This window comes from Streptomyces griseoluteus, assembly GCF_004784465.1.
GTDB lineage: Bacteria > Actinomycetota > Actinomycetes > Streptomycetales > Streptomycetaceae > Streptomyces > Streptomyces griseoluteus.
Window position 1 is genome coordinate 59,234 of the sequence record NZ_SRRU01000001.1, and the last position, 20,566, is coordinate 79,799.

Here is a 20,566-nt window from a genome sequence, read left to right on the forward strand (position 1 = left end):
GGCCAGCGTAGCCGGTGGCCGATACTGGGACACATGGCTTACGACGATCTTCGCTCCCTGCTGCGGGCGCTGGAGCGCGAGGGAGACCTCAAGCGCATCAAGGCAGAGGTCGACCCACACCTGGAGGTCGGTGAGATCGTCGACCGCGTGCAGAAGGCCGGCGGACCGGCGCTGCTCTTCGAGAACGTCAAGGGCTCGGCGATGCCCCTGGCGATGAACGTCTTCGGCACCGACCGCCGCCTGCTCAAGGCGCTCGGGCTCAAGTCGTACTCGGAGATCTCCGACAAGATCGGCGGGCTGCTGCGGCCCGAGCTGCCGCACGGCTTCGTCGGTGTCCGCGAGGCGTTCGGCAAGCTCGGCGCGATGGCGCACGTACCGCCGAAGAAGGTCAAGGGCGACCACGCGCCCGTCCAGGAGGTCGTCCTCACCGGTGACGACGTGGACCTGGACATGCTCCCGGCCCTGTTCACCTGGCCCCAGGACGGCGGGTCCTTCTTCAACCTCGGGCTCACCCACACCAAGGACCCCGACACCGGCGTCCGCAACCTCGGTCTGTACCGGCTCCAGCGGCACGACAAGCGCACCATCGGCATGCACTGGCAGATCCACAAGGACAGCCGGAACCACTACCAGGTCGCCGCGCGCCGGGGCGAGCGGCTGCCGGTCGCCATCGCCTTCGGCTGCCCGCCCGCCGTCACCTACGCCTCCACCGCGCCGCTGCCCGGCGACATCGACGAGTACCTGTTCGCCGGGTTCATCGCGGGCAAGCGGATCGAGATGGTCGACTGCAAGACCGTCCCGCTCCAGGTGCCGGCCAATGCCGAGGTCGTCATCGAGGGGTGGCTGGAGCCGGGCGAGATGCTGCCCGAGGGGCCCTTCGGCGACCACACCGGGTTCTACACCCCGCAGGAACCGTTCCCCGCGCTGAAGATCGACTGCATGACGATGCGGAAGCGGCCGCTGCTGCAGTCCATCGTGGTCGGCCGTCCGCCCACCGAGGACGGGCCGCTCGGCCGTGCCACCGAGCGGTTCTTCCTGCCGCTGCTGAAGATCATCATCCCGGACATCGTGGACTACCACCTCCCCGAGGCGGGCGGCTTCCACAACTGCGCGATCGTCTCGATCGACAAGAAGTACCCGAAGCACGCGCAGAAGGTGATGTCCGCGATCTGGGGGGCGCACATGATGTCGCTGACCAAGCTGATCGTGGTCGTCGACTCCGACTGCGACGTGCACGACCTGCACGAGGTGGCCTGGCGGGCGCTGGGCAACACCGACTACGCCCGTGACCTGGTGGTCGCCGAGGGCCCCGTCGACCATCTCGACCACGCCTCCTACCAGCAGTTCTGGGGCGGCAAGGCGGGCATCGACGCGACGAAGAAGCTGCCCGAGGAGGGCTACACGAGGGACGGGGGCTGGCCGGAGATGGTCCTGTCCGACCCGGATACGGCCGAACGGGTGACCCGGCGCTGGAAGGAGTACGGACTGTGAAGGACATCGGAATGATGGCGTCGAGCAGCGCGAAGACGGGGTTTCCCCGCCGGCGCGGGGATGATCCGGAGTACGGGCTGTGAGTACCGCTGCCGCCGTCCCGCAGCCGGGGCGCACCAAAGCCTTCCTGCGCCTGGTGATGATCGAGCACTCGGTCTTCGCGCTGCCCTTCGCGTACATCGCCTCGCTCACCGCCATGTACCAGTGGGACAGGAACGTCCACTGGGCGCGGCTGCTGCTGGTCACCATCTGCATGGTCGGCCTGCGCACCTTCGCCATGGCGGTCAACCGGATCATCGACCGCGAGATCGACGCCCGTAACCCGCGCACCGCCCACCGCGAGCTGGTCACCGGCGCGATGTCGGTACGGCACGCGTGGACCGGCGCGCTGGTCGCGCTGGTGGTCTTCCTCGGCTCGGCCGCCCTGCTGAACCCGCTGTGCCTGGCGCTCGCGCCGATCGCGGTGATCCCGATGGTGGTCTATCCGTACGGCAAGCGGTTCACCAACTTCCCGCAGGCGATCCTCGGCCTCGCGCAGGCGATCGGCCCGGTCGGCGGCTGGCTGGCGATCACCGGCACCTGGTCCTGGGACGCGGTGATCCTCGGCTTCGCGGTCGGCATCTGGATCGGCGGCTTCGACCTGATCTACGCCTGCCAGGACGTGGAGACCGACCGCGAGGTCGGCGTGAAGTCGGTCCCGGCCCGCTTCGGCGTCCCGGCCGCGATCTGGGGCGCGCGGGTCTGCCACGCGATCACGATGGTCCTGTTCGTCTGGTACGCCGTCCTCACCCAAGCGGGTCCGTTCTTCTGGCTGGGCCTGGTCATCGTGGGTTCGGCCTTCGTCTATGAACACCGCATCGTCCGCCCCCACGACCTGTCCCGCCTGAACCGGGCGTTCTTCCAGGTCAACGGCTTCATCGGGATCGCGCTGTTCGTGTGCGCGCTGCTCGATCTGCTCGTACGGGGGCTGACGGTCTGACCAAGGCCCACCCGGCCTGAGCACAGTGCGTCACGCCGGTACTCTCAAGGTGTGAACGCAGGACAAACGCAGCGCGTGCCTTGGATCGTGGGGGTTTCGGGAGCTTCCGGGACGCCGTACGCGGCGGCGGTGCTGCGGGCGCTGCTGGAGGCCGGGGAGGACGTCGACCTGGTGGTCAGCCGGGCCTCGCGGCTGACGCTCCTGGACGAGACGGGGATCTCGTTCCGGGACGCCCACTGGCGCGAGGACCTCGGGGACTGGCTGGCGCGCGGTGCCGACGGCAAGCCGGACACGTTCGCGCCGGATCTCGGCCGGGTGCGGTACTGGAACGCGGGCGACCTCGCGGCGGGACCGTCCTCGGGGTCGTACCCGGTCAAGGGCATGCTGATCGTGCCGGCGTCGACCGCGTGCGTCGCGGGGGTGGCCCTCGGCCTGTCCAAGGACCTGCTGCAGCGGGCGGCGAGCGTGACGCTGAAGGAGCGCAGGCCGCTGGTGGTGGCGGTGCGCGAGACCCCGCTGAACGGGCAGACCCTGCGCCAGCTCGTCGCGCTGGACGACGCCGGGGCGAGCGTGGTTCCCGCCTCGCCGGCCTTCTACGCGGGCGCCACCCACATCCAGGACCTGGTGGACTTCGTCGCCGGCCGGGTGCTGGACGCGGCGGGCGTGCGGCACGGCCTGTACCGGCGCTGGAAGGGCGAGCTGGGCGGCGGCGCGCGGGACGAGTAGGCGCGCAGGGCAAGTAGCGGTACCTCATATCTCTACGGCGAATTTCACACCGGAAGGCTTCGATCGCATGGACGCGGTGGACAGGCAGCTCATCCAGGCCCTGAGGGAGAACGGCCGGGCCTCGTACGCGGAGCTGGGGCGCCTCGTCGGCCTGTCGGGACCCAGCGTCACCGACCGCATCAACCGGCTGGAGGCGGCCGGGGTCATCACCGGTTACCGCGCCACGGTGGACGCGGCCTCGCTGGGCCTGGGTGTCACCGCGCTGATCGGCATCTCGCTGTCCGACGCCGCCGACCACGAGGACGTGGCCCGCAGGCTGAAGGACCTCACCGAGATCGAGGACTGCTGGTTCATCGCCGGTGACGACTCCTTCATGCTCAAGGTCCGCTCCTCCGACGTGGACGGTCTGGAGAAGACGATCCGCCGGCTGAGCGGCACCAGGGGCGTCTCCCGTACCCGCACCACGATCGTGCTCTCCACCAAGTGGGAGAACCGGGTCGGGGAGCTGCCCGAAGAGGTGTAGCCGCGGGGGAACGCGGGTGCGGGGGAGTACGGTTGGGCAGGTTGTCGTGGAAAGGTGTTGGTATGGACGTCGGACTCAAGCGCGAGCTGGAGGACAAGGTCCGCTCCGGTGAGCGGCTGACCCGTGAGGACGGCATCGCGCTCTACGAGTCGGACGACCTGGCGTGGCTCGGCGGCCTCGCCCACGAGGTGCGCACGCGCAAGAACGGCGACGTGGTCCACTTCAACGTCAACCGTCACCTCAACATGACCAACGTGTGCACGGCGTCCTGCGCCTACTGCTCGTTCCAGCGCAAGCCAGGCGAGAAGGACGCGTACACGATGCGCATCGAGGAGGCCGTGAAGCTGGCCAAGGCGATGGAGTCGGAGAACCTGACCGAGCTGCACATCGTCAACGGCCTGCACCCGAACCTGCCGTGGCGCTACTACCCGCGCTCGCTGAGGGAACTGAAGGCCGCGCTGCCGCACGTCTCGCTGAAGGCGTTCACGGCCACCGAGATCCACCACTTCGAGACGATCTCCGGGCTGAGCGCGAGCGAGATCCTGGACGAACTCATCGACGCCGGGCTGGAGTCGCTGACCGGCGGCGGCGCCGAGATCTTCGACTGGGAGGTCCGCCGGCACATCGTGGACCACCGCACGCACTGGGAGGACTGGTCCCGTATCCACCGCCTGGCGCACGAGAAGGGTCTGAAGACCCCGTGCACCATGCTGTACGGGCACATCGAGGAGCCCCGGCACCGGGTGGACCACGTGCTGCGGCTGCGCGAACTCCAGGACGAGACCGGCGGTTTCCAGGTCTTCATCCCGCTGCGCTACCAGCACGACTTCGTGGACATGAAGGACGGCAAGGTCCGCAACCGCCTCCAGGCGCGCACCCAGATGGCGACCGGCGCGGAGGCGCTGAAGACGTTCGCCGTCTCCCGGCTGCTGTTCGACAACGTGCCGCACGTGAAGGTGTTCTGGGTGATGCACGGCGTGCAGACCGCCCAGCTCGCCCTCCAGCACGGCGCGGACGACATGGACGGCTCGGTCGTCGAGTACAAGATCACGCACGACGCGGACAACTACGGCACGCCGAACAAGCTGACCCGCGAGGACCTGCTCGACCTGATCCGCGACGCGGGCTTCCGCCCGGTGGAGCGCAACACCCGGTACGAGATCATCCGCGAGTACGAGGGGCCGGACCCGCTGCGCCGGGAGACCCCGCAGGCGATGCGCGTCTGACGTCACGGACGCTGGTTGAGCCGGGGCCGAGGTAATGACTACCTTGGCCCCGTGTCTCTTACCTTCACCCTGGACCCCGCCGTCACCTCCGAGCTGCGCGACGGCCTGCTCGACCTGTGGGCGGACGTCACCAACGCGGGCGGCGCCGTCGGCTTCGTGGCGCCCGCCACCGTCGAGGACATACGTCCCGAGCTGGTCCGCTCACTGGCGCGGCTCGCCCAGGGGCACAGCAGGCTGCTGGTCGGGCACGACGAGGAGGGGCGGGTCGCCGCGACCGCGTTCCTCACCTTCAACACCCACCGGCTGATGGGCCACTGGCTCTGGCTGTACACGGTGATGGTCCACCCCAAGCACCAGGGTCTCGGGTACGGCCGCGACCTGCTGGCGGCCGCCGCCGACGCCGCGCGCGGGATCGACGGCATCGAGGCGATACGGCTGGGCTGCCGGGGCGGCCTGGGCCTGGAGCGCTTCTACGCCTCCTGCGGCTACCGCGAGGTGGGCCGGGTGCCGGACGCCATCCGGGTCGCGCCCGGCGAGTACCGCGACGACGTCACCATGCTGCTGACCCTGCGCTGAGCCCGCCCACCCCCTGCCAAGATCGGGTAGAGGGCGTGCTTCACTGGACGGTGCACGCCTTTGGGGCCGAAACGACACGGAAGAGTGGATTGAGATGCTCCGCTACACGCTGATGCGCCTCGGCGTCTTCGCCGGCTGCCTCGTGGTCGCCTGGGGAGCCGTCTACTCCGGGATCTTCCCGCGCGGGTTCGGCGCCTCCAACCTCTTCTGGATCGTGCTGCTCGCCATGATCCTCTCGGCGCCCATCAGCTGGGTGGTGCTGCGCAAGGAGCGCGAGCGGGCCTCGGTCCAGGTGGCCGGCCGGGTGGAGCGGATGAAGGCCAACCTGGACGCCAACCGCAACCAGGAGGACGCGGCCGAGACGGCCGGCCGGGCTTCCTGACTCCGGCCGGGCTTCCTGACTCCGGCCGAGAAGCGGAACATCCCTCACCGAAACTCCGGGACTGCACACATCCGGTGCCGGACCACCGCCCGATGCGCACAGGGTCACCACAGGTGCCTCGTACGATCGCCAGCCTGACGGCGGCGCACCGGTGCGACGGACGGCCGCCCTGAACGCCCCGGTGCGCGGGGCGCGTATGTCATGCAGCAAGCAGTACGCCGCTGCACGTCCCAGGAGTCGCCCGTGACCGCCCCGTACCCCAACGCCCCCGTCTCACCCGCCCCGCACGTCTCGGCGCTCGACTACGACGGCCGCCCGGTGCTGGTGGAACCGGAGATCCGGCGCCTGGACGGGGCCGTCCGGGAAGTGGCGGTGCCCCCCTTCGCGCCCCCGGTCACCCACGGCTCGCTGGCCGACCTGCCCTTCGACAACGCCGAGGCCGCGCCCGGCGCGGTGGTGCTCAGCCGGAAGAACGCCTCCGGCGAGTGGGAGGACGTGACGGCCGGGCAGTTCGCCGCCGAGGTGCTGGCGGTGGCGCGCGGGCTGGTCTCGGAGGGGCTGATGCCGGGCGAGCGGATCGCCGTCATGGCCCGCACCCGGTACGAGTGGACCCTGCTGGACTTCGCCGCCTGGGCGGCCGGCCTGGTCACCGTGCCCGTCTACCCGACCTCCTCGGTCTACCAGACCCGCTGGATACTCCAGGACTCCGGCGCCGTCGCCCTGATCACCGAGACCACCGCCCAGGGCGCCGCCATCGCGCCCGAACTGGCCCGACTCCCCGGCCTGCGGCACGTCTGGGTCATCGACGAGGGCCACGTGGAGCTGCTCGCCGAGGCGGGCACGGGCACACCGGACGGTGAGCTCGCCGTACGCCGGGGCATGCTGGGCCCCGACACGCTCGCCACCCTGATCTACACCTCGGGCACCACCGGCCGCCCCAAGGGCTGCGCCCTCTCGCACGGCAACTTCTTCGCCGAGGTCGACAACGCCATCGAACTCCTGCACCCGGTGTTCAAGGTGACGACCGGTGAGGAGGCGTCGGTGCTGCTGTTCCTGCCGATGTCCCACGTCTTCGGCCGCATGGTCGCCATCGCCTGCGTCCGGGCCCGCGTGCGCCTCGGCCACGCGCCCAGCCTCAAGCCCGAGCATCTGCTGCCGGACCTGGCCGCGTTCCGGCCGACCTGTCTGCTGACCATCCCGTACATGCTGGAGAAGGTGTACAACACCGCCCGCGCGAAGGCCGAGTCGAGCGGCAAGGCCGCCGCCTTCGACCGCGCCGCCGCCACCGCCGTGCGCTACGGCGAGGCGCTGGAGGCCCGCCGGGCCGGCACCGGCAACGGCCCCAACGCGGCCCTGAAGGCCAGCCGTTCCTTCTACGACCCGCTCGCCTACCGCAAGCTGCGCGCCGCAATGGGCGGCAAGGTCCGCTACGCCATCTGCGGCGGCTCCCCCCTCGGCCGCCGGCTGGCCGCCTTCTTCGCGGGCGCCGGCATCGAGATCTTCGAGGGGTACGGCCTCACCGAGTCCACCGCCGCCGCCACGGTCACTCCGCCGCTGCGGCCCCGCCTCGGCACCGTCGGCTGGCCGCTGCCCGGCACCCGGGTCCGGATCGCTGCCGACGGTGAGATCCTGATCTCCGGCGACCATGTGCTGCGCGGCTACTGGGACCAGCAGGCGGGCGGTGTCGTCCCCGCGACCCGCGACGGCTGGCTGGCCACCGGCGACCTCGGCGAGCTGGACGACGACGGCTACCTCACCATCACCGGCCGCAAGAAGGAGCTGCTGATCACGGCGGGCGGCAAGTCGGTCGCCCCGGCCCCGCTGGAGAACTGGCTGCGCCAGCACCCCCTGATCTCCCACTGCCTCCTCGTCGGCGACGGCCGCCCCTACATCGGCGCCCTCATCACCCTGGACCCGGACGGCATCCACCACTGGCGCCAGGTGAACGGCAAGCACCCGGTACCGCCGGAACTCCTCGTCGGCGACCCCGACCTGAACGCCGCGCTGTGGGACGCGATCGAGCAGGCCAACCAGCTCGTCTCCCGCCCTGAGTCCATCCGCCGCTTCACCGTCCTTGCCGGCGACTTCACCGAGCACAACGGCCACCTCACCCCCTCCATGAAGCTCCGCCGCGCCCGCATCCTGCGGGACTTCGCGGACGCGGTGGAGGGGCTGTACGAGGGCTCGGGTCAGGTCACCGGGCCCTAGAGTCCACTTGGGCCAGCAGGTACGCCTGTGGGACGGGTTCCGTGGGGCCCGGCGCGCGGACCGTGCGGGAGGTGAGGGCGAACCCAGCCTCCTCCAGCAGCGCGACCATGCGCTCCGGGTCGCGGCGGAGGAAGTCCAGGCTGACCGGGTGGCCCCAGGGCCGGTCGTGGCGCCGGGGTTCCTCGCCCGCCTGGAAGGCCAGCAGCAGATGTCCGCCCGGCGCCAGCACGCGGCGGAACTCGGCGAACAGCGCGGGCAGTCGCTCCACCGGGGTGTGGATGCTGGAGTACCAGGACACGACACCGGCCAGCTTCCCGTCCGGGAGGTCCAGCTCCAGCATGGAGCCCTGCTCGAAGCGCAGGCCGGGGTTCTCGCGGCGGGCGACCGCCAGCATGGCGGGGGAGAGGTCGAGCCCGAACACGTCGAGTCCCTCGGCGGCGAGGAACCCGGTGACCCGGCCCGGCCCGCACCCCAGGTCGGCCACCGCCGCGCCCGCCCCCACCAGCTCCGCGAACACCTTCAGCAGGGCCCGGTCGAAGGGCTGGGCGAGATGCGCCCGGCGGAAATGATCGGAGTAGTCCTCGGCGATCGCGTCGTAGAACGTCCGGGTCGCGGCAAGGAAGTCGGGGGAGGCGGGGGAGTCGGTCATGGGCAGCGACCCTAGGGGTTCCGGCGACTTCCCCGCGGCCGTTCGGGTGAGAACTCCGGGACCGGAATGCCCCCGGTGATCAATGCACGGCGGGCGGGACGCGGAATTCGCCCGCAATTCATCGGAACGTCACGAGGAAAAGGCAGGAGCCCCGTCGCCGGAAGGCGTGGGGCTCCTTGGGTACTGCACTCAGGTTCTGCGATCAGGCAGTGATCAGACGGGGGTGACGTTCTCCGCCTGCGGACCCTTCGGGCCCTGGGTCACGTCGAAGTTCACCTGCTGGTTCTCCTCGAGGGAGCGGAAGCCGGTGGCGTTGATCGCGGAGTAGTGAACGAAGACGTCGGGGCCGCCGCCCTCCTGGGCGATGAAGCCAAAGCCCTTTTCGGCGTTGAACCACTTAACGGTTCCGGTAGCCATAAGCCCTCCTTGGGCCCAAAAGGGTTGCCCTGCTCCAGAACCTGCAAGTGCGAACGGTGCTGCACGACTGCATTCATCTGAAAACGACGAGAGCCCGCGGTCACATGCTCCGCAGGCTCTGTACTGCAAGGGAAACCAAACTGCAACTTGCGGCGAGCCTAGCACGCGGGCACCGGAAAGCAATAGAGGTCAAGATCACGTCACCCGAATGTTTGAACCGGCTGCCCGGAGCGCACACGACGGGCCGGTCGGAGCCTCGTATCGCAAGGGGTCTAGTCTCGCGATGTGGACAATTCTCGCACCCGGCCGCGCGTCGGCCACATCCAGTTCCTCAACTGCCTGCCCCTCTACTGGGGGCTCGCGAGAACCGGCACGCTCCTCGACTTCGAGCTGACCAAGGACACCCCGGAGAAGCTCAGCGAGCAGCTTGTGCGCGGTGATCTCGACATCGGCCCCATCACGCTCGTGGAATTCCTGCGCAACGCCGGTGACCTGGTCGCTTTCCCCGACATCGCGGTGGGCTGCGACGGCCCGGTGATGTCCTGCGTGATCGTCTCGCAGCTGCCGCTGGACCGGCTCGACGGTGCGCGTGTCGCCCTCGGCTCGACCTCGCGGACCTCGGTCCGGCTGGCCCAGCTGCTGCTGGCCGAGCGGTACGGGGTGCGCCCGGATTACTACACCTGCCCGCCCGACCTGAGCCTGATGATGCAGGAGGCGGACGCCGCCGTCCTCATCGGTGACGCGGCCCTGCGCGCCAACCTGGTCGACGCGCCGCGGTACGGCCTTCAGGTGCACGACCTGGGCGCGCTGTGGAAGGAGTGGACGGGTCTGCCGTTCGTCTTCGCGGTGTGGGCCGCGCGGCGCGATTACGCCGAACGCGAGCCGGAGATCACCCGCAAGGTGCACGAGGCGTTCCTCGCCTCCCGGAACGTGTCCCTGGAGGAGGTCGGCAAGGTCGCCGAGCAGGCCGCCCGCTGGGAGGCGTTCGACGAGGCGACCCTGGAGCAGTACTTCACCACCCTCGACTTCTCCTTCGGCCCCCCGCAGCTGAAGGCGGTCGCGGAGTTCGCCCACCGCGTCGGCCCCACGACCGGCTTCCCGGCCGACGTGAAGGTGGAACTGCTCGGGGCGTAATCACTACGCTGCGAGGGCGCGGCTTTACGGGGGAGCCCGCGGGGGAGGGGTCGCCATGCAGCCGCTCGGAGCGGACGAACCGGCCGCCGTCGGCCCGTACCGGCTGCTGGGCCGGCTCGGCTCCGGCGGCATGGGCCGCGTCTACCTGGGCCGCAGCGCGGGCGGCCGGACGGTCGCCGTGAAGATCGTCCACCCGCAGTACGCGCTGGACGAGGAGTTCCGGGCGCGCTTCCGCCGCGAGGTGGCGGCCGCGCGCCGGGTGGGCGGCGCCTGGACCGCGCCGGTGCTCGACGCCGACCCGGACGCGCCCGTCCCCTGGGCCGCCACGGCGTACGCGGCGGGTCCCTCCCTCGCCCGGGCCGTCACCGCCCACGGCCCGCTGCCCGCCCCCACCGTGCGGGCGCTGGGCGCCGGCCTCGCCGAGGCGCTGGCCACCGTGCACGCGCTGGACCTAGTCCACCGGGACGTGAAGCCGTCCAACGTGCTGCTCACCCTGGACGGTCCGCTGCTGATCGACTTCGGCATCGCCCGCGCCACCACCGGCACCGCCTCCCTCACCGCGACCGGCGCCTCGGTGGGCTCACCCGGCTACATGGCCCCCGAACAGATCCTGGGCGGCCGGGTCACCGGCGCGGCGGACGTCTTCTCCCTGGGCGCGGTCCTCGCCTACGCGGCGACCGGCACCCCGCCCTTCCCCGGCGACTCCTCGGCCGCCCTGCTCTACAAGGTGGTTCACGAGGAACCGGAACTCGGCTCGCTGGACGGTGAGTTGCGTGAGATCGCCGCCGCCTGCCTGGCCAAGGACCCCGCCGGCCGTCCCGCACCCGCCACCCTCGCCCGGCGCCTGGCCCCGCAGGGCGCCGCCGCCCTGATCACCGGCGGCTGGCTCCCCGGTCCCCTCGTCGAGCAGGTCAGCCGGAGCGCGGTGCAGATCCTCAACCTGGAGGCGTCCGCCGACGCGCCCTCGGGCCCGGTGGACTTCAGCAGCCCGGCGGTGCCGGGGGAGTTCGGCCCGGCCCCGGTGATGACCCCGGCTCCTGAGACGGCGCCCGGCAAGGTGAGCGTCAGCCTGGCGGCGACCTCGGCACCGGGGGAGCGGGGACGCGGGCGCCGGATGAGCTGCACGGTGGCCCTCGCGGTGGCGGGCGCCCTGGCGGCGGTCTCCCTGGGCGTCACGACCTGGCTGCGCCCCGGCTCCGGCGACGGCGACGACACGGCGGGCAGCGCCCCGGCCCACTCCGCCCCAGCCGACCGCGCCGGCGCGATCCCGGCCCGCTACCTGGGCACCTGGGAGGGCAGGGCAACCGCCCTGGACGGCGCCCTGCCCATGGGCACCTTCCGCGTCACGGTCCACCAGGCGACGCCGGGCAAGGAGCTGGGCAACCTCCGCCAGACGGACCAACTGGGCGGAACCTGCGTGGACATCCTGACCCTGAAGCAGGCCGACTCCACCCGTCTGCTGGCCACGTCCACCGGCGCCAGGACCAACCACAAGGGCTGCGACCCCGCCCCGCACGAGATCCGCCTGACCCCCACCGGCGACGACCTCACCTACACCTCCACCGCCGCGGCGGAGGGCAACCCCGAGGCCCGCCTGTCCAAGGTGGCCCCCGATGACTGACGTGCTCCCCGTGGCACTGGCCGCCCTGTGGGGCGCCCTGACGGGCGCCCTGCTCCCGAGAGCCGCGTACCGCTTCACGACCCCCCAGGGCACGCCGTGGCGCACGACGTGCGAGGCGGACCACCCCCTGACCGGCTGGCTGGGTGCGACCCCGTGCCGCCGGTGCCCCCGCACGACTACGCCGGCCCTTCCCACGGTCACGGCACTGGTGTGCGCCCTGCTGGCCCTGGCGACGGGCCCCCGCCCGGAACTGGCGGCCTGGCTGACCCTGGCCCCGGTGGCGACCCTCCTGACCGCGGTCGACCTGCGAGTCCACCGCCTCCCGGACCCCCTGACCCTCCCGCTCACCCCCGCGGTACTGACGCTGCTGGCCCTGGCGGCACAGCTCCCCGACCACACCGGCAGCTACCGCACAGCCCTCTACGGAGCCCTGACCCTGGCCGCCGCCTACCTGGCCCTCCACCTCCTCAACCCCTCCGGCATGGGCTTCGGAGACGTGAAACTGGCCCCGGCCCTGGGCGCGTCCCTCGGCTGGTACGGCTGGCCGACCCTGATGCTCGGCACCTGCGCCACCTTCACGACAGGCGCCCTGTACGGCCTGGCCCTCCTCCTCACCCGCCGGGCCACCCGCAAGTCGGCCATCCCGTTCGGCCCCTTCCTGCTGACCGGCACGCTGCTGGGCGTACTGCTGGGCGCGTACACGTCCTGACCGCCCACACGGCCTGAAGTCGGGTGATCCAAGACGCTGGCGTAGGCTGACTGGGTCCGCCCACCCGCCTCCGCTCGCACCCTTGTTACGAGCGCTACGCGCACTGTCCTTCCTTGATTAACCCTTGACGAAAGGGACGCCCGGTGACCGAGAAGGCCGAACTCGCTTCTTTGGATGTCGCAGCCGTGCTGGACCGAGCCGCAGCGGGCGGACGCATCACGCCCGAGGAAGCGCTCGTCCTCTACCGCGACGCCCCCCTGCACGCGCTCGGCGCGGCCGCCGACGCCGTGCGCCGCCGCAAGTACGCGGGCACCGAGCACATCGCCACGTACATCATCGAGCGCAACATCAACTACACGAACGTGTGCGTCACGGCGTGCAAGTTCTGCGCCTTCTACGCGGCCCCGAAGGACACCAAGAAGGGCTGGTCCCGCGACCTGGACGACATCCTGCGCCGCTGCGCGGAGACGGTCGAACTGGGCGGCACCCAGATCATGTTCCAGGGCGGTCACCACCCGGACTACGGCGTCGAGTACTACGAGTCGCACTTCAAGGCGATCAAGGACGCGTTCCCCCAGCTGGTCATCCACTCCCTCGGCGCGTCCGAGGTCGAGCACATGGCCAGGATCTCCAAGGTCTCGGTGGAGGAGGCCATCACCCGCATCCACCAGGCGGGCCTGGACTCCTTCGCCGGCGCCGGCGCCGAACTCCTCCCGGCCCGCCCCCGCAAGGCGATCGCCCCGCTGAAGGAGAGCGGCGAGCGCTGGCTGGAGATCATGGAGACGGCGCACAACCTGGGTGTGGAGTCGACGTCCACGATGCTGATGGGCACGGGCGAGACGAACGCCGAGCGCATCGAGCACCTGCGCATGATCCGGGACGTGCAGGACCGTACGGGCGGCTTCCGGGCCTTCATCCCGTACACCTACCAGCCCGAGAACAACCACCTGAAGGGCCGTACGCAGGCGACGCTCTTCGAGTACCTGCGCATGATCGCGATCGCGCGCCTGTTCATGGACAACGTCCAGCACATCCAGGGCTCGTGGCTGACCACGGGCAAGGAGGTGGGCCAGCTCTCGCTGCACTACGGCGCGGACGACCTGGGCTCGATCATGCTGGAGGAGAACGTGGTCTCCTCGGCCGGTGCAAAGCACCGCAGCAACCGCCTGGAGATCATCGACCTGATCCGCAAGGCGGGCCGCACGCCGGCACAGCGGGCGACCACCTACGAGCACCTGGTGGTCCACGAGGACCCGGCGAACGACCCGGTCGACGACAGGGTGGTCTCCCACATCTCCTCGACCGCGATCGAGGGCGGCACGGCCCACCCCGAACTGAAGCTGATCGCCTCCAACTAGCCGCAAAGTGCTGACACTTCACGTAGCCGAGAACTCCCCGGAGACAGCGGTCCTGGTCGACGGCGCGACGATCGCAGCCGTAGCCCCGTACGAAGAGCTGACCGCGGCGGCCCCACGGGCGAGAGTACGAAGGTGGCCCGGCATCCTCACGCCGGGCCTCCTGAACCCGTACGCCCCGGAACTCCTGGAGTCGACCTACCACCCGGACCCCCGCGAGGCGGACGCCCTGGGCACCGACCCCATCACCGGCGAACGCGCACAGGCGATCTTCCGCCGCGACCCTTCCCTCCTCGGCGCGAGCGCCCGAAGAGGCGTACAACGCATGCTGGCCCACGGCACGGTGGCGGTGGCAGGCGAGCTACGCACCCGCACGGTGGCGGACGTGGTCCGCAGAGCAGGCTTGGCAGTAGGCCAACGCCCACCCCGCCTGCCGGGCCCCCCATCACTGTCTCCCCGCCCCCTGATCCTCCTGCCGCCTCTGGCGCGGGGCGGCGCGGCCCGCTTCGCGGTGTTCGACGTAGCGTCGCGCGACGACTTGGTGAACCGAGGCGCAAGCACCTGCGTGGCGACGGTGATCGAGGGCCGAATCGTCCACAGAAGCCGCTGACCGAGACGGCGGGAGACCCGGCGACGGCGGCGAGGGGACGTGTCGGGGGGTGTCCGCCCGCAGCGGCCGGCGATGAGGCAAGCCGAACGCATCCAAGAAACAGAAGTCGCCGGACCGAGGACGGACACCCCCCGGCGCGGCCCCGCCCCCAAGACGCACCGGACCCCGTGCCGCCCCGAACCACAGCGGACGAGCCTGCAACAATGACACGGTGACCCGCGCTTCCTTGAACAAGCAGCCCCACGAAGTCGCCGAGATGTTCGACGACGTGGCGGAACGGTACGACCTCACGAACGACGTGCTGTCACTGGGCCAGGACCGCCGCTGGCGCAAGGAGGTGGCGAAGGCGGTGGACGCCCGCCCCGCGCAGAAGGTGCTGGACCTGGCGGCGGGCACGGCGACGTCGTCGCTCCCGTTCGCGAGGGCGGGCGCCTATGTGGTCCCCTGCGACTTCTCCCTGGGCATGCTCCAGGTGGGCAAGAAGAAGCACCCGTGGCTCCCGATCACAGCGGGCGACGCGACAAGGCTCCCGTTCAGGGACGACACCTTCGACGCGGTGACGATCTCCTTCGGCCTGCGCAACGTCCAGGACACGGACGCCGCGCTGAGCGAGCTGTACCGGGTGACGAAGCCGGGCGGCAGGGTGGTGATCTGCGAGTTCTCGCACCCCACGTGGGCCCCGTTCCGCACGGTGTACACGGAGTACCTGATGAGGGCGCTCCCCCCGGTGGCACGTTCGGTGTCGTCGAACCCGGACGCGTACGTGTACCTGGCGGAATCCATCCGCGCCTGGCCCGACCAGCCGGCGCTGGCGGAGAAGCTCCAGAAGGCCGGCTGGTCGAAGGTGGCCTGGCGCAACCTGACCGGAGGCGTGGTGGCCCTGCACCGGGGCTTCAAGCAGCTCTGACCGCTCAGCGCCCGATCATCTCGAACGCGTCCCCGGGCTCCCCGAGTTCCCGCTGCAGCCCCCCGGAGGGCGGCGCGGGCAACCGGGGTTCCCGCACACCCCCGCCCCCTTCGCCCTCCCCGAAGTCGAACCACACGTAGACGACGGAGTCAGGCGGAACTTCCGCACCGGGCGCGGGAAACTGCCGTACGACGTAGTCCACGACGACGCCCGCGAACTCGGGCCGGTCCGGCGCGTTGAGAAACAGCCCCCGGGCCCGAGCGGCCGCGCGGGCGTCCACGGCCATGAGCCCGACAAACCGAGGCACACGCACCTCGGACGTTTTGGGTGGTATTCGCACTGATGTCACCCCCAGCGGTACTGGCAGGGTAACTCCGGGGAAGAGCACCCGGAAATGACATCTCTCTTTCTGTGACAATCAAATACGGAGAGTCACAACTCAAGGGAGTAGCAAAGCCCTTGCCGCTCGGACGCGGGAGTGACGAACCGCTCGGAGAGCCGCATCCCCAGCCGCTGGGTGACAGCGATGGACCGCTCGTTCTCGGCGTCGACCATGGCGACCACCCGCCGCACCCCGGCGGAGCGAACCCGCGCGAGACAATCGGCCGCGGCGACAGACGCGTACCCCAGCCCCCAGTGCGCCCGCCCCAGCCGCCACCCGATCTCGATCTCCCCGACGGGCCCCCAGGCGTGCGGCCAGGGCTGGGCCCCGGTGAACCCGACGACGTCCCCGGAGGCGTCGAGCACGGACCACAGACAGAACCCGAGCTCGGCGTCGTGCCGCCGCTGCCGGGCGGTGAGTTCCTCGTACACGGACAGCTCGGCCGCCCGCCCCCCGTGGAACCGCATGACCTCGGGATCGGCGAAGACCCGGTGCCAGGCGAAGGCGTCCTCGTCGGTGGGCACACGCAGCCGTACTACAGGGGGAGTTGGGTTCACGGAGCAGCCCTTCAGCCGGTTGATCAATTCTGCTGAATAGACTGCCCATGTCCAGTGCCCGTCGGCACGAAGATTCACAACCTTGGGGAGAACCCGCCGTGACTGAGCCCCTCTCCGACAACACCGCAGACGTGATCGTCGTGGGCGCGGGGCCGGCCGGCTCCACCACGGCCTACCACCTCGCCAAGGCCGGACTCGACGTCCTGCTGCTGGAGAAGACCGAGTTCCCGAGGGAGAAGGTCTGCGGTGACGGCCTGACCCCGCGCGCGGTCAAGCAGCTCGTGGCCATGGGTATCGACATCTCCGAGGAGGCGGGCTGGCTGCGCAACAAGGGCCTGCGCATCATCGGCGGCGGCTCCAGGCTCCAGCTGGACTGGCCCGATCTCGCCTCGTACCCGAACTTCGGGCTGGTGCGGAAGCGGGACGACTTCGACGAGCAGCTGGCCCGGCAGGCGCAGAAGGCGGGCGCCCGGCTGTTCGAGCTGTGCAATGTGAGTGGCCCGATCATCGACGACCGTACGGGCCGGATCACGGGCGTGACGGCGAAGCTGGGCGACGACAAGCGCCCGGTCACCTTCCACGCACCCCTCGTCGTCGCCGCCGACGGCAACTCCACCCGGCTCTCCCTCGCCATGGGCCTGCACCGCCGGGAGGACCGTCCGATGGGCGTGGCGGTGCGTACGTACTTCGAGTCGCCGCGTCACGAGGACGACTACCTGGAGTCCTGGCTGGAGCTGTGGGACCGCCGGGGCGCCCAGGACCGCCTGCTGCCCGGCTACGGCTGGATCTTCGGCATGGGCGACGGCACGTCCAACGTGGGCCTCGGCGTGCTGAACACCTCGGAGTCCTTCAAGGAGCTGGACTGGCGCGAGGTGCTCAAGGCGTGGTGCGCGTCGATGCCGGAGGAGTGGGGCTACACCCCGGAGCACATGACGGGCCCGATCCGGGGCGCGGCCCTGCCGATGGCCTTCAACCGCCAGCCGCACTACACCAAGGGCCTGCTGCTGGTCGGTGACGCCGGCGGCATGGTGAACCCCTTCAACGGCGAGGGCATCGCCTACGCCATGGAGTCCGGCCAGCTCGCTGCCGACGTCATCGTCCAGGCCCACGCCCGCCCGACCCCGGCCACCCGCGAGATCGCCCTCCAGCGCTACCCCCGCGTCCTCAAGGACACCTACGGCGGGTACTACACCCTCGGCCGCGCCTTCGTGAAACTCATCGGCAACCCCAAGGTCATGCAGATCGGCGCCCAGCGCGGCCTCACCCACCCCCTCCTGATGAAGTTCGTTCTCAAGCTCCTCGCCAACCTGACGGACCCCACGGGCGGCGACACCATGGACCGTGTCATCAACGGCCTGACGAAGGTGGCCCCGAAGGCGTGATCCCCCCGGGGGGAATCAGCTCAGCCGAGTCGCCCGGGCGGCCCGGCGGGACAGCACCTCGTCCCGCCGGGCCGCGGTCTGCCGCAACGCATCCCGTTTGTCCCGCCTGGAGAGGCGGTCCAGGTAGACGACGCCGTGGGTGTGGTCGGTCTCGTGGGCGAGGCAGCGGGCGAAGTAGCCGGTGCCTTCGACGACCAGGGGGCTGCCGGTCCTGTCCTGGCCGTGGACGACGGCTCGTCCGGGGCGGGGGACGGACATCGTCGCGCCGGGGACCGAGAGGCAGCCCTCGATGTCGTCGAGCAACGGCCGTCCGGGCGGGGCGGGTTCCAGGACCGGGTTGACGATGTGCCCGACGTGGCGGACGCCGTCGTCGTCGGGGCAGTCGTAGACGAAGAGCCGGAGCCCGACGCCGACCTGGTTCGCCGCGAGGCCGGCGCCCTCGGCGACGTACATCGTGCGGAACATGTCGTCGATGAGGGCCGCGAGGTCGGGCCCGAACTCCGTGACGTCCCGGCACGGCTTGTGCAGGACCTCCTCGCCGGTCTCGGTGATGCGGCGCACCGCACCCCGTCCGGCCTCCGGGGCGTGCCGGGGGTAGTGGCCGACGGGACTTCCCTGGACGAACACGCGTGGCATCGCGCTGTCTCCCTCTGCTCCGTGGAAGGCCGCCGGGCGGCGGCCCGGGCCCGAGCATGGCAGGAGACGCACGAAGGCCGCTGCCCCCCGAGGGCAGCGGCCTTGTCGTGCGGGTGGGGCGGAGGGGGTCAGAGGACCCGGACCGCGCCGGTGGGCTGGTCGTAGGAGAGGGGACGCTCCACGACGCCCGTGGAGGGGTTCTGGGCGCCGACGAACATGCCGTCGCCGACGTAGACGCCCACGTGGTACGCGCTGCCCGCGCTGCCCCAGTAGAGGATGTCGCCGGGCTGGAGGTTGCTCAGGGAGACCTGGGTGCCGGCCGTGGACTGGTCCTGGGAGACGCGCGGCAGGCTGATGCCGACCTGCTTGAACGCCGTCTGGACCAGGCCCGAGCAGTCGTAGGCGGAGGGGCCGGTGGCGCCGGAGACGTACGCCTTGCCGACCTGGGACTTCACGAACGACACGATGGCCGCGGCCGAACCGGTCGCGCTGGACGAGCCGGTGACCGTGGCGGTGCCCGCGTCGGTGCTCGCGGACGCGGACGCGGAGAGCACGGTGCGCTCGGCGTTGCGGGTGGCACGGGCGGCGGCCTCCTTACGGGCCTCCTCCTGCGCCTTCTTCTTCGCCTCGGCCTTCTGCCGCGCCTCGGCGAGGTCCGCCTTGGCCTGCTTCGCGGCGCTGGCGGCGGCCGCGTCACGCTCGGCCTGCAGCTCGTAGTTCGCGGCCGCCTGCTGGGTGGCGTCCGCGGACTGAGCGACCTGGGTGGCCACGTCGGCGGTGAGGGTGGGGAGTTCGAGCGTCTGCGTCACGGGCTCGGCCTCGGCCGCGTTCGCGTAACCGGCCGCTCCGGCGACCGCCAGGGTGCTGAGGACGCCGCCGGCGACACCGGACCGCACGACGATGGACGACGCGCTGCGGCGGGGCTTCCGGTGGCTGCGTATGTGAGCGGTGTGGGACATGGGAACAACCGGTACCAGGGGCTCCTTCATATCTTCAACAAACGTGTGCTGCGCCACAATTGTTCAATCGGATCTCCGAAACCCGGTCGCGTCACTCTTTATTGACGCCGTAACGGACATAGCGGACGGGCGCCATTGGGCCGTTGATCACGGTCTTTGATCATTACGTCCGAATTGCCCCGCGCCTACCATCGGTTGGGGTCGATGGCCAAGCCCGGCTCCGGAACGCCCGCCACCGGTGTGGCGGAGGTCACGGAACGGTCACCGGAAGAGTCGCGTCCGCGCCGACCGGCCGCGCGCCGGGACTTCGTGAACGCGCGCACGCGCTCCGGCCGCGTCCACACCGCGCCCCGGATCTCCCCCCGAGGTGTGAATGCCCTCCACTAGCAGTCGCATGCGTCCAGCACCAATTTGCATGCACCGGAACCCTCTTGATATTGAGCCAACCCTCCCGCACCCCTTCTGGCGTGCGCCGACGGGCGGGATTGTCACTTCTGGTGATCAACTGAACGCTTCGCGTGCGAAGATCACCCATCCTCCGGCTTCATGATCGTTCGTCAGGTGGTGGAGATCACAAAGCTTGTGCAATACCCCGTGTCGCAGATCACAGAGCGGCGGGCATAAGATGCGGAGCAGTTGGGCTTGTGACCTGCTTCACATGTTCTCGATCTTCGCCGGGACGGGTGGGGTCGGTGGGACGGAAGAGGCGGCTGTGAGCCCGTGATCCGCCACCAGTCAATGCCGACTGAAGGGAGCGAGGAGCGGTGAACGCGTACGCGCCCATCCTCGTACTGGGAGCCCTCGGGGCAGGCTTTGCGATCTTCTCCGTGGTCATGGCCGCGCTGATCGGTCCGAAGCGCTACAACCGCGCGAAGCTCGAAGCCTACGAATGCGGCATCGAGCCGACCCCCACGCCGGCCGGCGGCGGGCGCTTCCCCATCAAGTACTACCTGACGGCGATGCTCTTCATCGTCTTCGACATCGAGATCGTCTTCCTCTACCCCTGGGCCGTCACCTTCGACGCGCTCGGGGTCTTCGGGCTCGTGGAGATGCTGCTCTTCGTGCTCACCGTCTTCGTCGCGTACGCGTACGTATGGCGGCGCGGCGGCCTGGAATGGGACTGAGGGGCCTTTAAGT

The 20,566-nt window shown here is 70.5% G+C and carries 22 protein-coding genes; 16 read left to right on the forward strand and 6 right to left on the reverse strand.

Annotated features, from left to right (window positions below):
• Window positions 1-33: 33 nt before the first annotated feature.
• From E5082_RS00305 to E5082_RS00340, 8 genes are all read left to right on the forward strand, one after another.
• Window positions 34-1,491, forward strand: coding sequence for a menaquinone biosynthesis decarboxylase (locus E5082_RS00305; protein ID WP_135789313.1), 1,458 nt, complete (start codon window positions 34-36; stop codon window positions 1,489-1,491).
• Between the two features lie 79 nt (window positions 1,492-1,570).
• Window positions 1,571-2,470: a menaquinone biosynthesis prenyltransferase MqnP gene (gene mqnP / locus E5082_RS00310; RefSeq protein WP_135789314.1), complete on the forward strand. Its 900-nt coding sequence runs from the start codon at window positions 1,571-1,573 to the stop codon at window positions 2,468-2,470.
• A gap of 75 nt (window positions 2,471-2,545) precedes the next feature.
• Window positions 2,546-3,196: a UbiX family flavin prenyltransferase gene (locus E5082_RS00315; RefSeq protein WP_135789315.1), complete on the forward strand. Its 651-nt coding sequence runs from the start codon at window positions 2,546-2,548 to the stop codon at window positions 3,194-3,196.
• A gap of 67 nt (window positions 3,197-3,263) precedes the next feature.
• Window positions 3,264-3,719, forward strand: coding sequence for an Lrp/AsnC family transcriptional regulator (locus E5082_RS00320; protein WP_135789316.1), 456 nt, complete (start codon window positions 3,264-3,266; stop codon window positions 3,717-3,719).
• A 62-nt stretch (window positions 3,720-3,781) separates the two neighbouring features.
• A complete protein-coding gene (gene mqnE / locus E5082_RS00325) occupies window positions 3,782-4,945 on the forward strand; it encodes an aminofutalosine synthase MqnE (protein WP_086694190.1) in 1,164 nt (387 codons plus the stop codon).
• A gap of 51 nt (window positions 4,946-4,996) precedes the next feature.
• The gene (locus E5082_RS00330) at window positions 4,997-5,521 is read left to right on the forward strand and encodes a GNAT family N-acetyltransferase (protein WP_135789317.1); all 525 of its coding nucleotides are present in this window, start codon (window positions 4,997-4,999) and stop codon (window positions 5,519-5,521) included.
• 94 nt (window positions 5,522-5,615) lie between these two features.
• A complete protein-coding gene (locus E5082_RS00335) occupies window positions 5,616-5,903 on the forward strand; it encodes a DUF4229 domain-containing protein (protein ID WP_086694192.1) in 288 nt (95 codons plus the stop codon).
• 243 nt (window positions 5,904-6,146) lie between these two features.
• Complete coding sequence (locus tag E5082_RS00340) at window positions 6,147-8,111, forward strand: AMP-dependent synthetase/ligase (RefSeq protein ID WP_244321562.1); 1,965 nt, start codon at window positions 6,147-6,149, stop codon at window positions 8,109-8,111.
• Here the strand turns inward: E5082_RS00340 and E5082_RS00345 are convergent.
• On the reverse strand, window positions 8,098-8,760 hold the full coding sequence (locus E5082_RS00345; RefSeq protein ID WP_135789319.1) for a class I SAM-dependent methyltransferase: 663 nt from the start codon (window positions 8,758-8,760) through the stop codon (window positions 8,098-8,100). The genes E5082_RS00340 and E5082_RS00345 overlap by 14 nt on opposite strands.
• A 213-nt stretch (window positions 8,761-8,973) precedes the next feature.
• Window positions 8,974-9,177, reverse strand: a complete 204-nt coding sequence (locus tag E5082_RS00350; protein ID WP_030813734.1) for a cold-shock protein — start codon at window positions 9,175-9,177, stop codon at window positions 8,974-8,976.
• Window positions 9,178-9,462: 285 nt separating this feature from the next.
• On the opposite strand from E5082_RS00350, the gene E5082_RS00355 reads away from it, so the two are divergent.
• From E5082_RS00355 to E5082_RS00380, 6 genes are all read left to right on the forward strand, one after another.
• Window positions 9,463-10,311 (forward strand): menaquinone biosynthetic enzyme MqnA/MqnD family protein, encoded by an 849-nt coding sequence (locus E5082_RS00355; protein ID WP_135789320.1) that lies wholly within the window; start codon window positions 9,463-9,465, stop codon window positions 10,309-10,311.
• Between the two features lie 55 nt (window positions 10,312-10,366).
• Window positions 10,367-11,932, forward strand: coding sequence for a serine/threonine-protein kinase (locus E5082_RS00360; RefSeq protein ID WP_135789321.1), 1,566 nt, complete (start codon window positions 10,367-10,369; stop codon window positions 11,930-11,932).
• Complete coding sequence (locus E5082_RS00365; protein ID WP_135789322.1) at window positions 11,925-12,641, forward strand: prepilin peptidase; 717 nt, start codon at window positions 11,925-11,927, stop codon at window positions 12,639-12,641. Before E5082_RS00360 ends, E5082_RS00365 begins: the two co-directional genes overlap by 8 nt.
• Window positions 12,642-12,784: 143 nt before the next feature.
• Window positions 12,785-13,999, forward strand: coding sequence for a cyclic dehypoxanthinyl futalosine synthase (mqnC, locus tag E5082_RS00370; protein WP_135789323.1), 1,215 nt, complete (start codon window positions 12,785-12,787; stop codon window positions 13,997-13,999).
• A gap of 7 nt (window positions 14,000-14,006) precedes the next feature.
• Window positions 14,007-14,606, forward strand: a complete 600-nt coding sequence (locus E5082_RS00375; RefSeq protein WP_135789324.1) for an imidazolonepropionase-like domain-containing protein — start codon at window positions 14,007-14,009, stop codon at window positions 14,604-14,606.
• A gap of 211 nt (window positions 14,607-14,817) precedes the next feature.
• Complete coding sequence (locus E5082_RS00380) at window positions 14,818-15,513, forward strand: demethylmenaquinone methyltransferase (RefSeq protein WP_135789325.1); 696 nt, start codon at window positions 14,818-14,820, stop codon at window positions 15,511-15,513.
• Window positions 15,514-15,517: 4 nt separating this feature from the next.
• Here the strand turns inward: E5082_RS00380 and E5082_RS00385 are convergent, their stop codons facing one another.
• A complete protein-coding gene (locus E5082_RS00385) occupies window positions 15,518-15,826 on the reverse strand; it encodes a PASTA domain-containing protein (RefSeq protein WP_268255647.1) in 309 nt (102 codons plus the stop codon).
• Between the two features lie 119 nt (window positions 15,827-15,945).
• Entirely contained in the window at window positions 15,946-16,479 is a 534-nt protein-coding gene (locus tag E5082_RS00390) for a GNAT family N-acetyltransferase (RefSeq protein WP_167513957.1), read from the reverse strand.
• A gap of 20 nt (window positions 16,480-16,499) precedes the next feature.
• On the opposite strand from E5082_RS00390, the gene E5082_RS00395 reads away from it, so the two are divergent.
• Window positions 16,500-17,834, forward strand: coding sequence for a geranylgeranyl reductase family protein (locus E5082_RS00395; protein ID WP_086693599.1), 1,335 nt, complete (start codon window positions 16,500-16,502; stop codon window positions 17,832-17,834).
• A gap of 15 nt (window positions 17,835-17,849) precedes the next feature.
• Here the strand turns inward: E5082_RS00395 and def are convergent, their stop codons facing one another.
• Window positions 17,850-18,470: a peptide deformylase gene (gene def, locus E5082_RS00400; RefSeq protein WP_135789328.1), complete on the reverse strand. Its 621-nt coding sequence runs from the start codon at window positions 18,468-18,470 to the stop codon at window positions 17,850-17,852.
• Between the two features lie 128 nt (window positions 18,471-18,598).
• Window positions 18,599-19,429: a C40 family peptidase gene (locus E5082_RS00405; RefSeq protein ID WP_135789329.1), complete on the reverse strand. Its 831-nt coding sequence runs from the start codon at window positions 19,427-19,429 to the stop codon at window positions 18,599-18,601.
• A gap of 764 nt (window positions 19,430-20,193) precedes the next feature.
• Between E5082_RS00405 and E5082_RS00410 the strand changes: the two genes are divergently transcribed.
• Complete coding sequence (locus E5082_RS00410; RefSeq protein ID WP_030813697.1) at window positions 20,194-20,553, forward strand: NADH-quinone oxidoreductase subunit A; 360 nt, start codon at window positions 20,194-20,196, stop codon at window positions 20,551-20,553.
• The last annotated feature ends 13 nt before the right edge of the window (window positions 20,554-20,566 follow it).

Bases quoted from the DNA above. Each gene is read 5' to 3' on its own strand.
- E5082_RS00305 (WP_135789313.1), top strand. From the start codon at position 34: ATGGCTTACGACGATCTTCGCTCCCTGCTGCGGGCGCTGGAGCGCGAG.
- E5082_RS00320 (WP_135789316.1), top strand. From the start codon at position 3,264: ATGGACGCGGTGGACAGGCAGCTCATCCAGGCCCTGAGGGAGAACGGC.
- mqnE (WP_086694190.1), top strand. From the start codon at position 3,782: ATGGACGTCGGACTCAAGCGCGAGCTGGAGGACAAGGTCCGCTCCGGT.
- E5082_RS00335 (WP_086694192.1), top strand. From the start codon at position 5,616: ATGCTCCGCTACACGCTGATGCGCCTCGGCGTCTTCGCCGGCTGCCTC.
- E5082_RS00345 (WP_135789319.1), bottom strand. From the start codon at position 8,760: ATGACCGACTCCCCCGCCTCCCCCGACTTCCTTGCCGCGACCCGGACG.
- E5082_RS00350 (WP_030813734.1), bottom strand. From the start codon at position 9,177: ATGGCTACCGGAACCGTTAAGTGGTTCAACGCCGAAAAGGGCTTTGGC.
- E5082_RS00360 (WP_135789321.1), top strand. From the start codon at position 10,367: ATGCAGCCGCTCGGAGCGGACGAACCGGCCGCCGTCGGCCCGTACCGG.
- E5082_RS00365 (WP_135789322.1), top strand. From the start codon at position 11,925: ATGACTGACGTGCTCCCCGTGGCACTGGCCGCCCTGTGGGGCGCCCTG.
- E5082_RS00395 (WP_086693599.1), top strand. From the start codon at position 16,500: ATGTCCAGTGCCCGTCGGCACGAAGATTCACAACCTTGGGGAGAACCC.
- def (WP_135789328.1), bottom strand. From the start codon at position 18,470: ATGCCACGCGTGTTCGTCCAGGGAAGTCCCGTCGGCCACTACCCCCGG.
- E5082_RS00405 (WP_135789329.1), bottom strand. From the start codon at position 19,429: ATGTCCCACACCGCTCACATACGCAGCCACCGGAAGCCCCGCCGCAGC.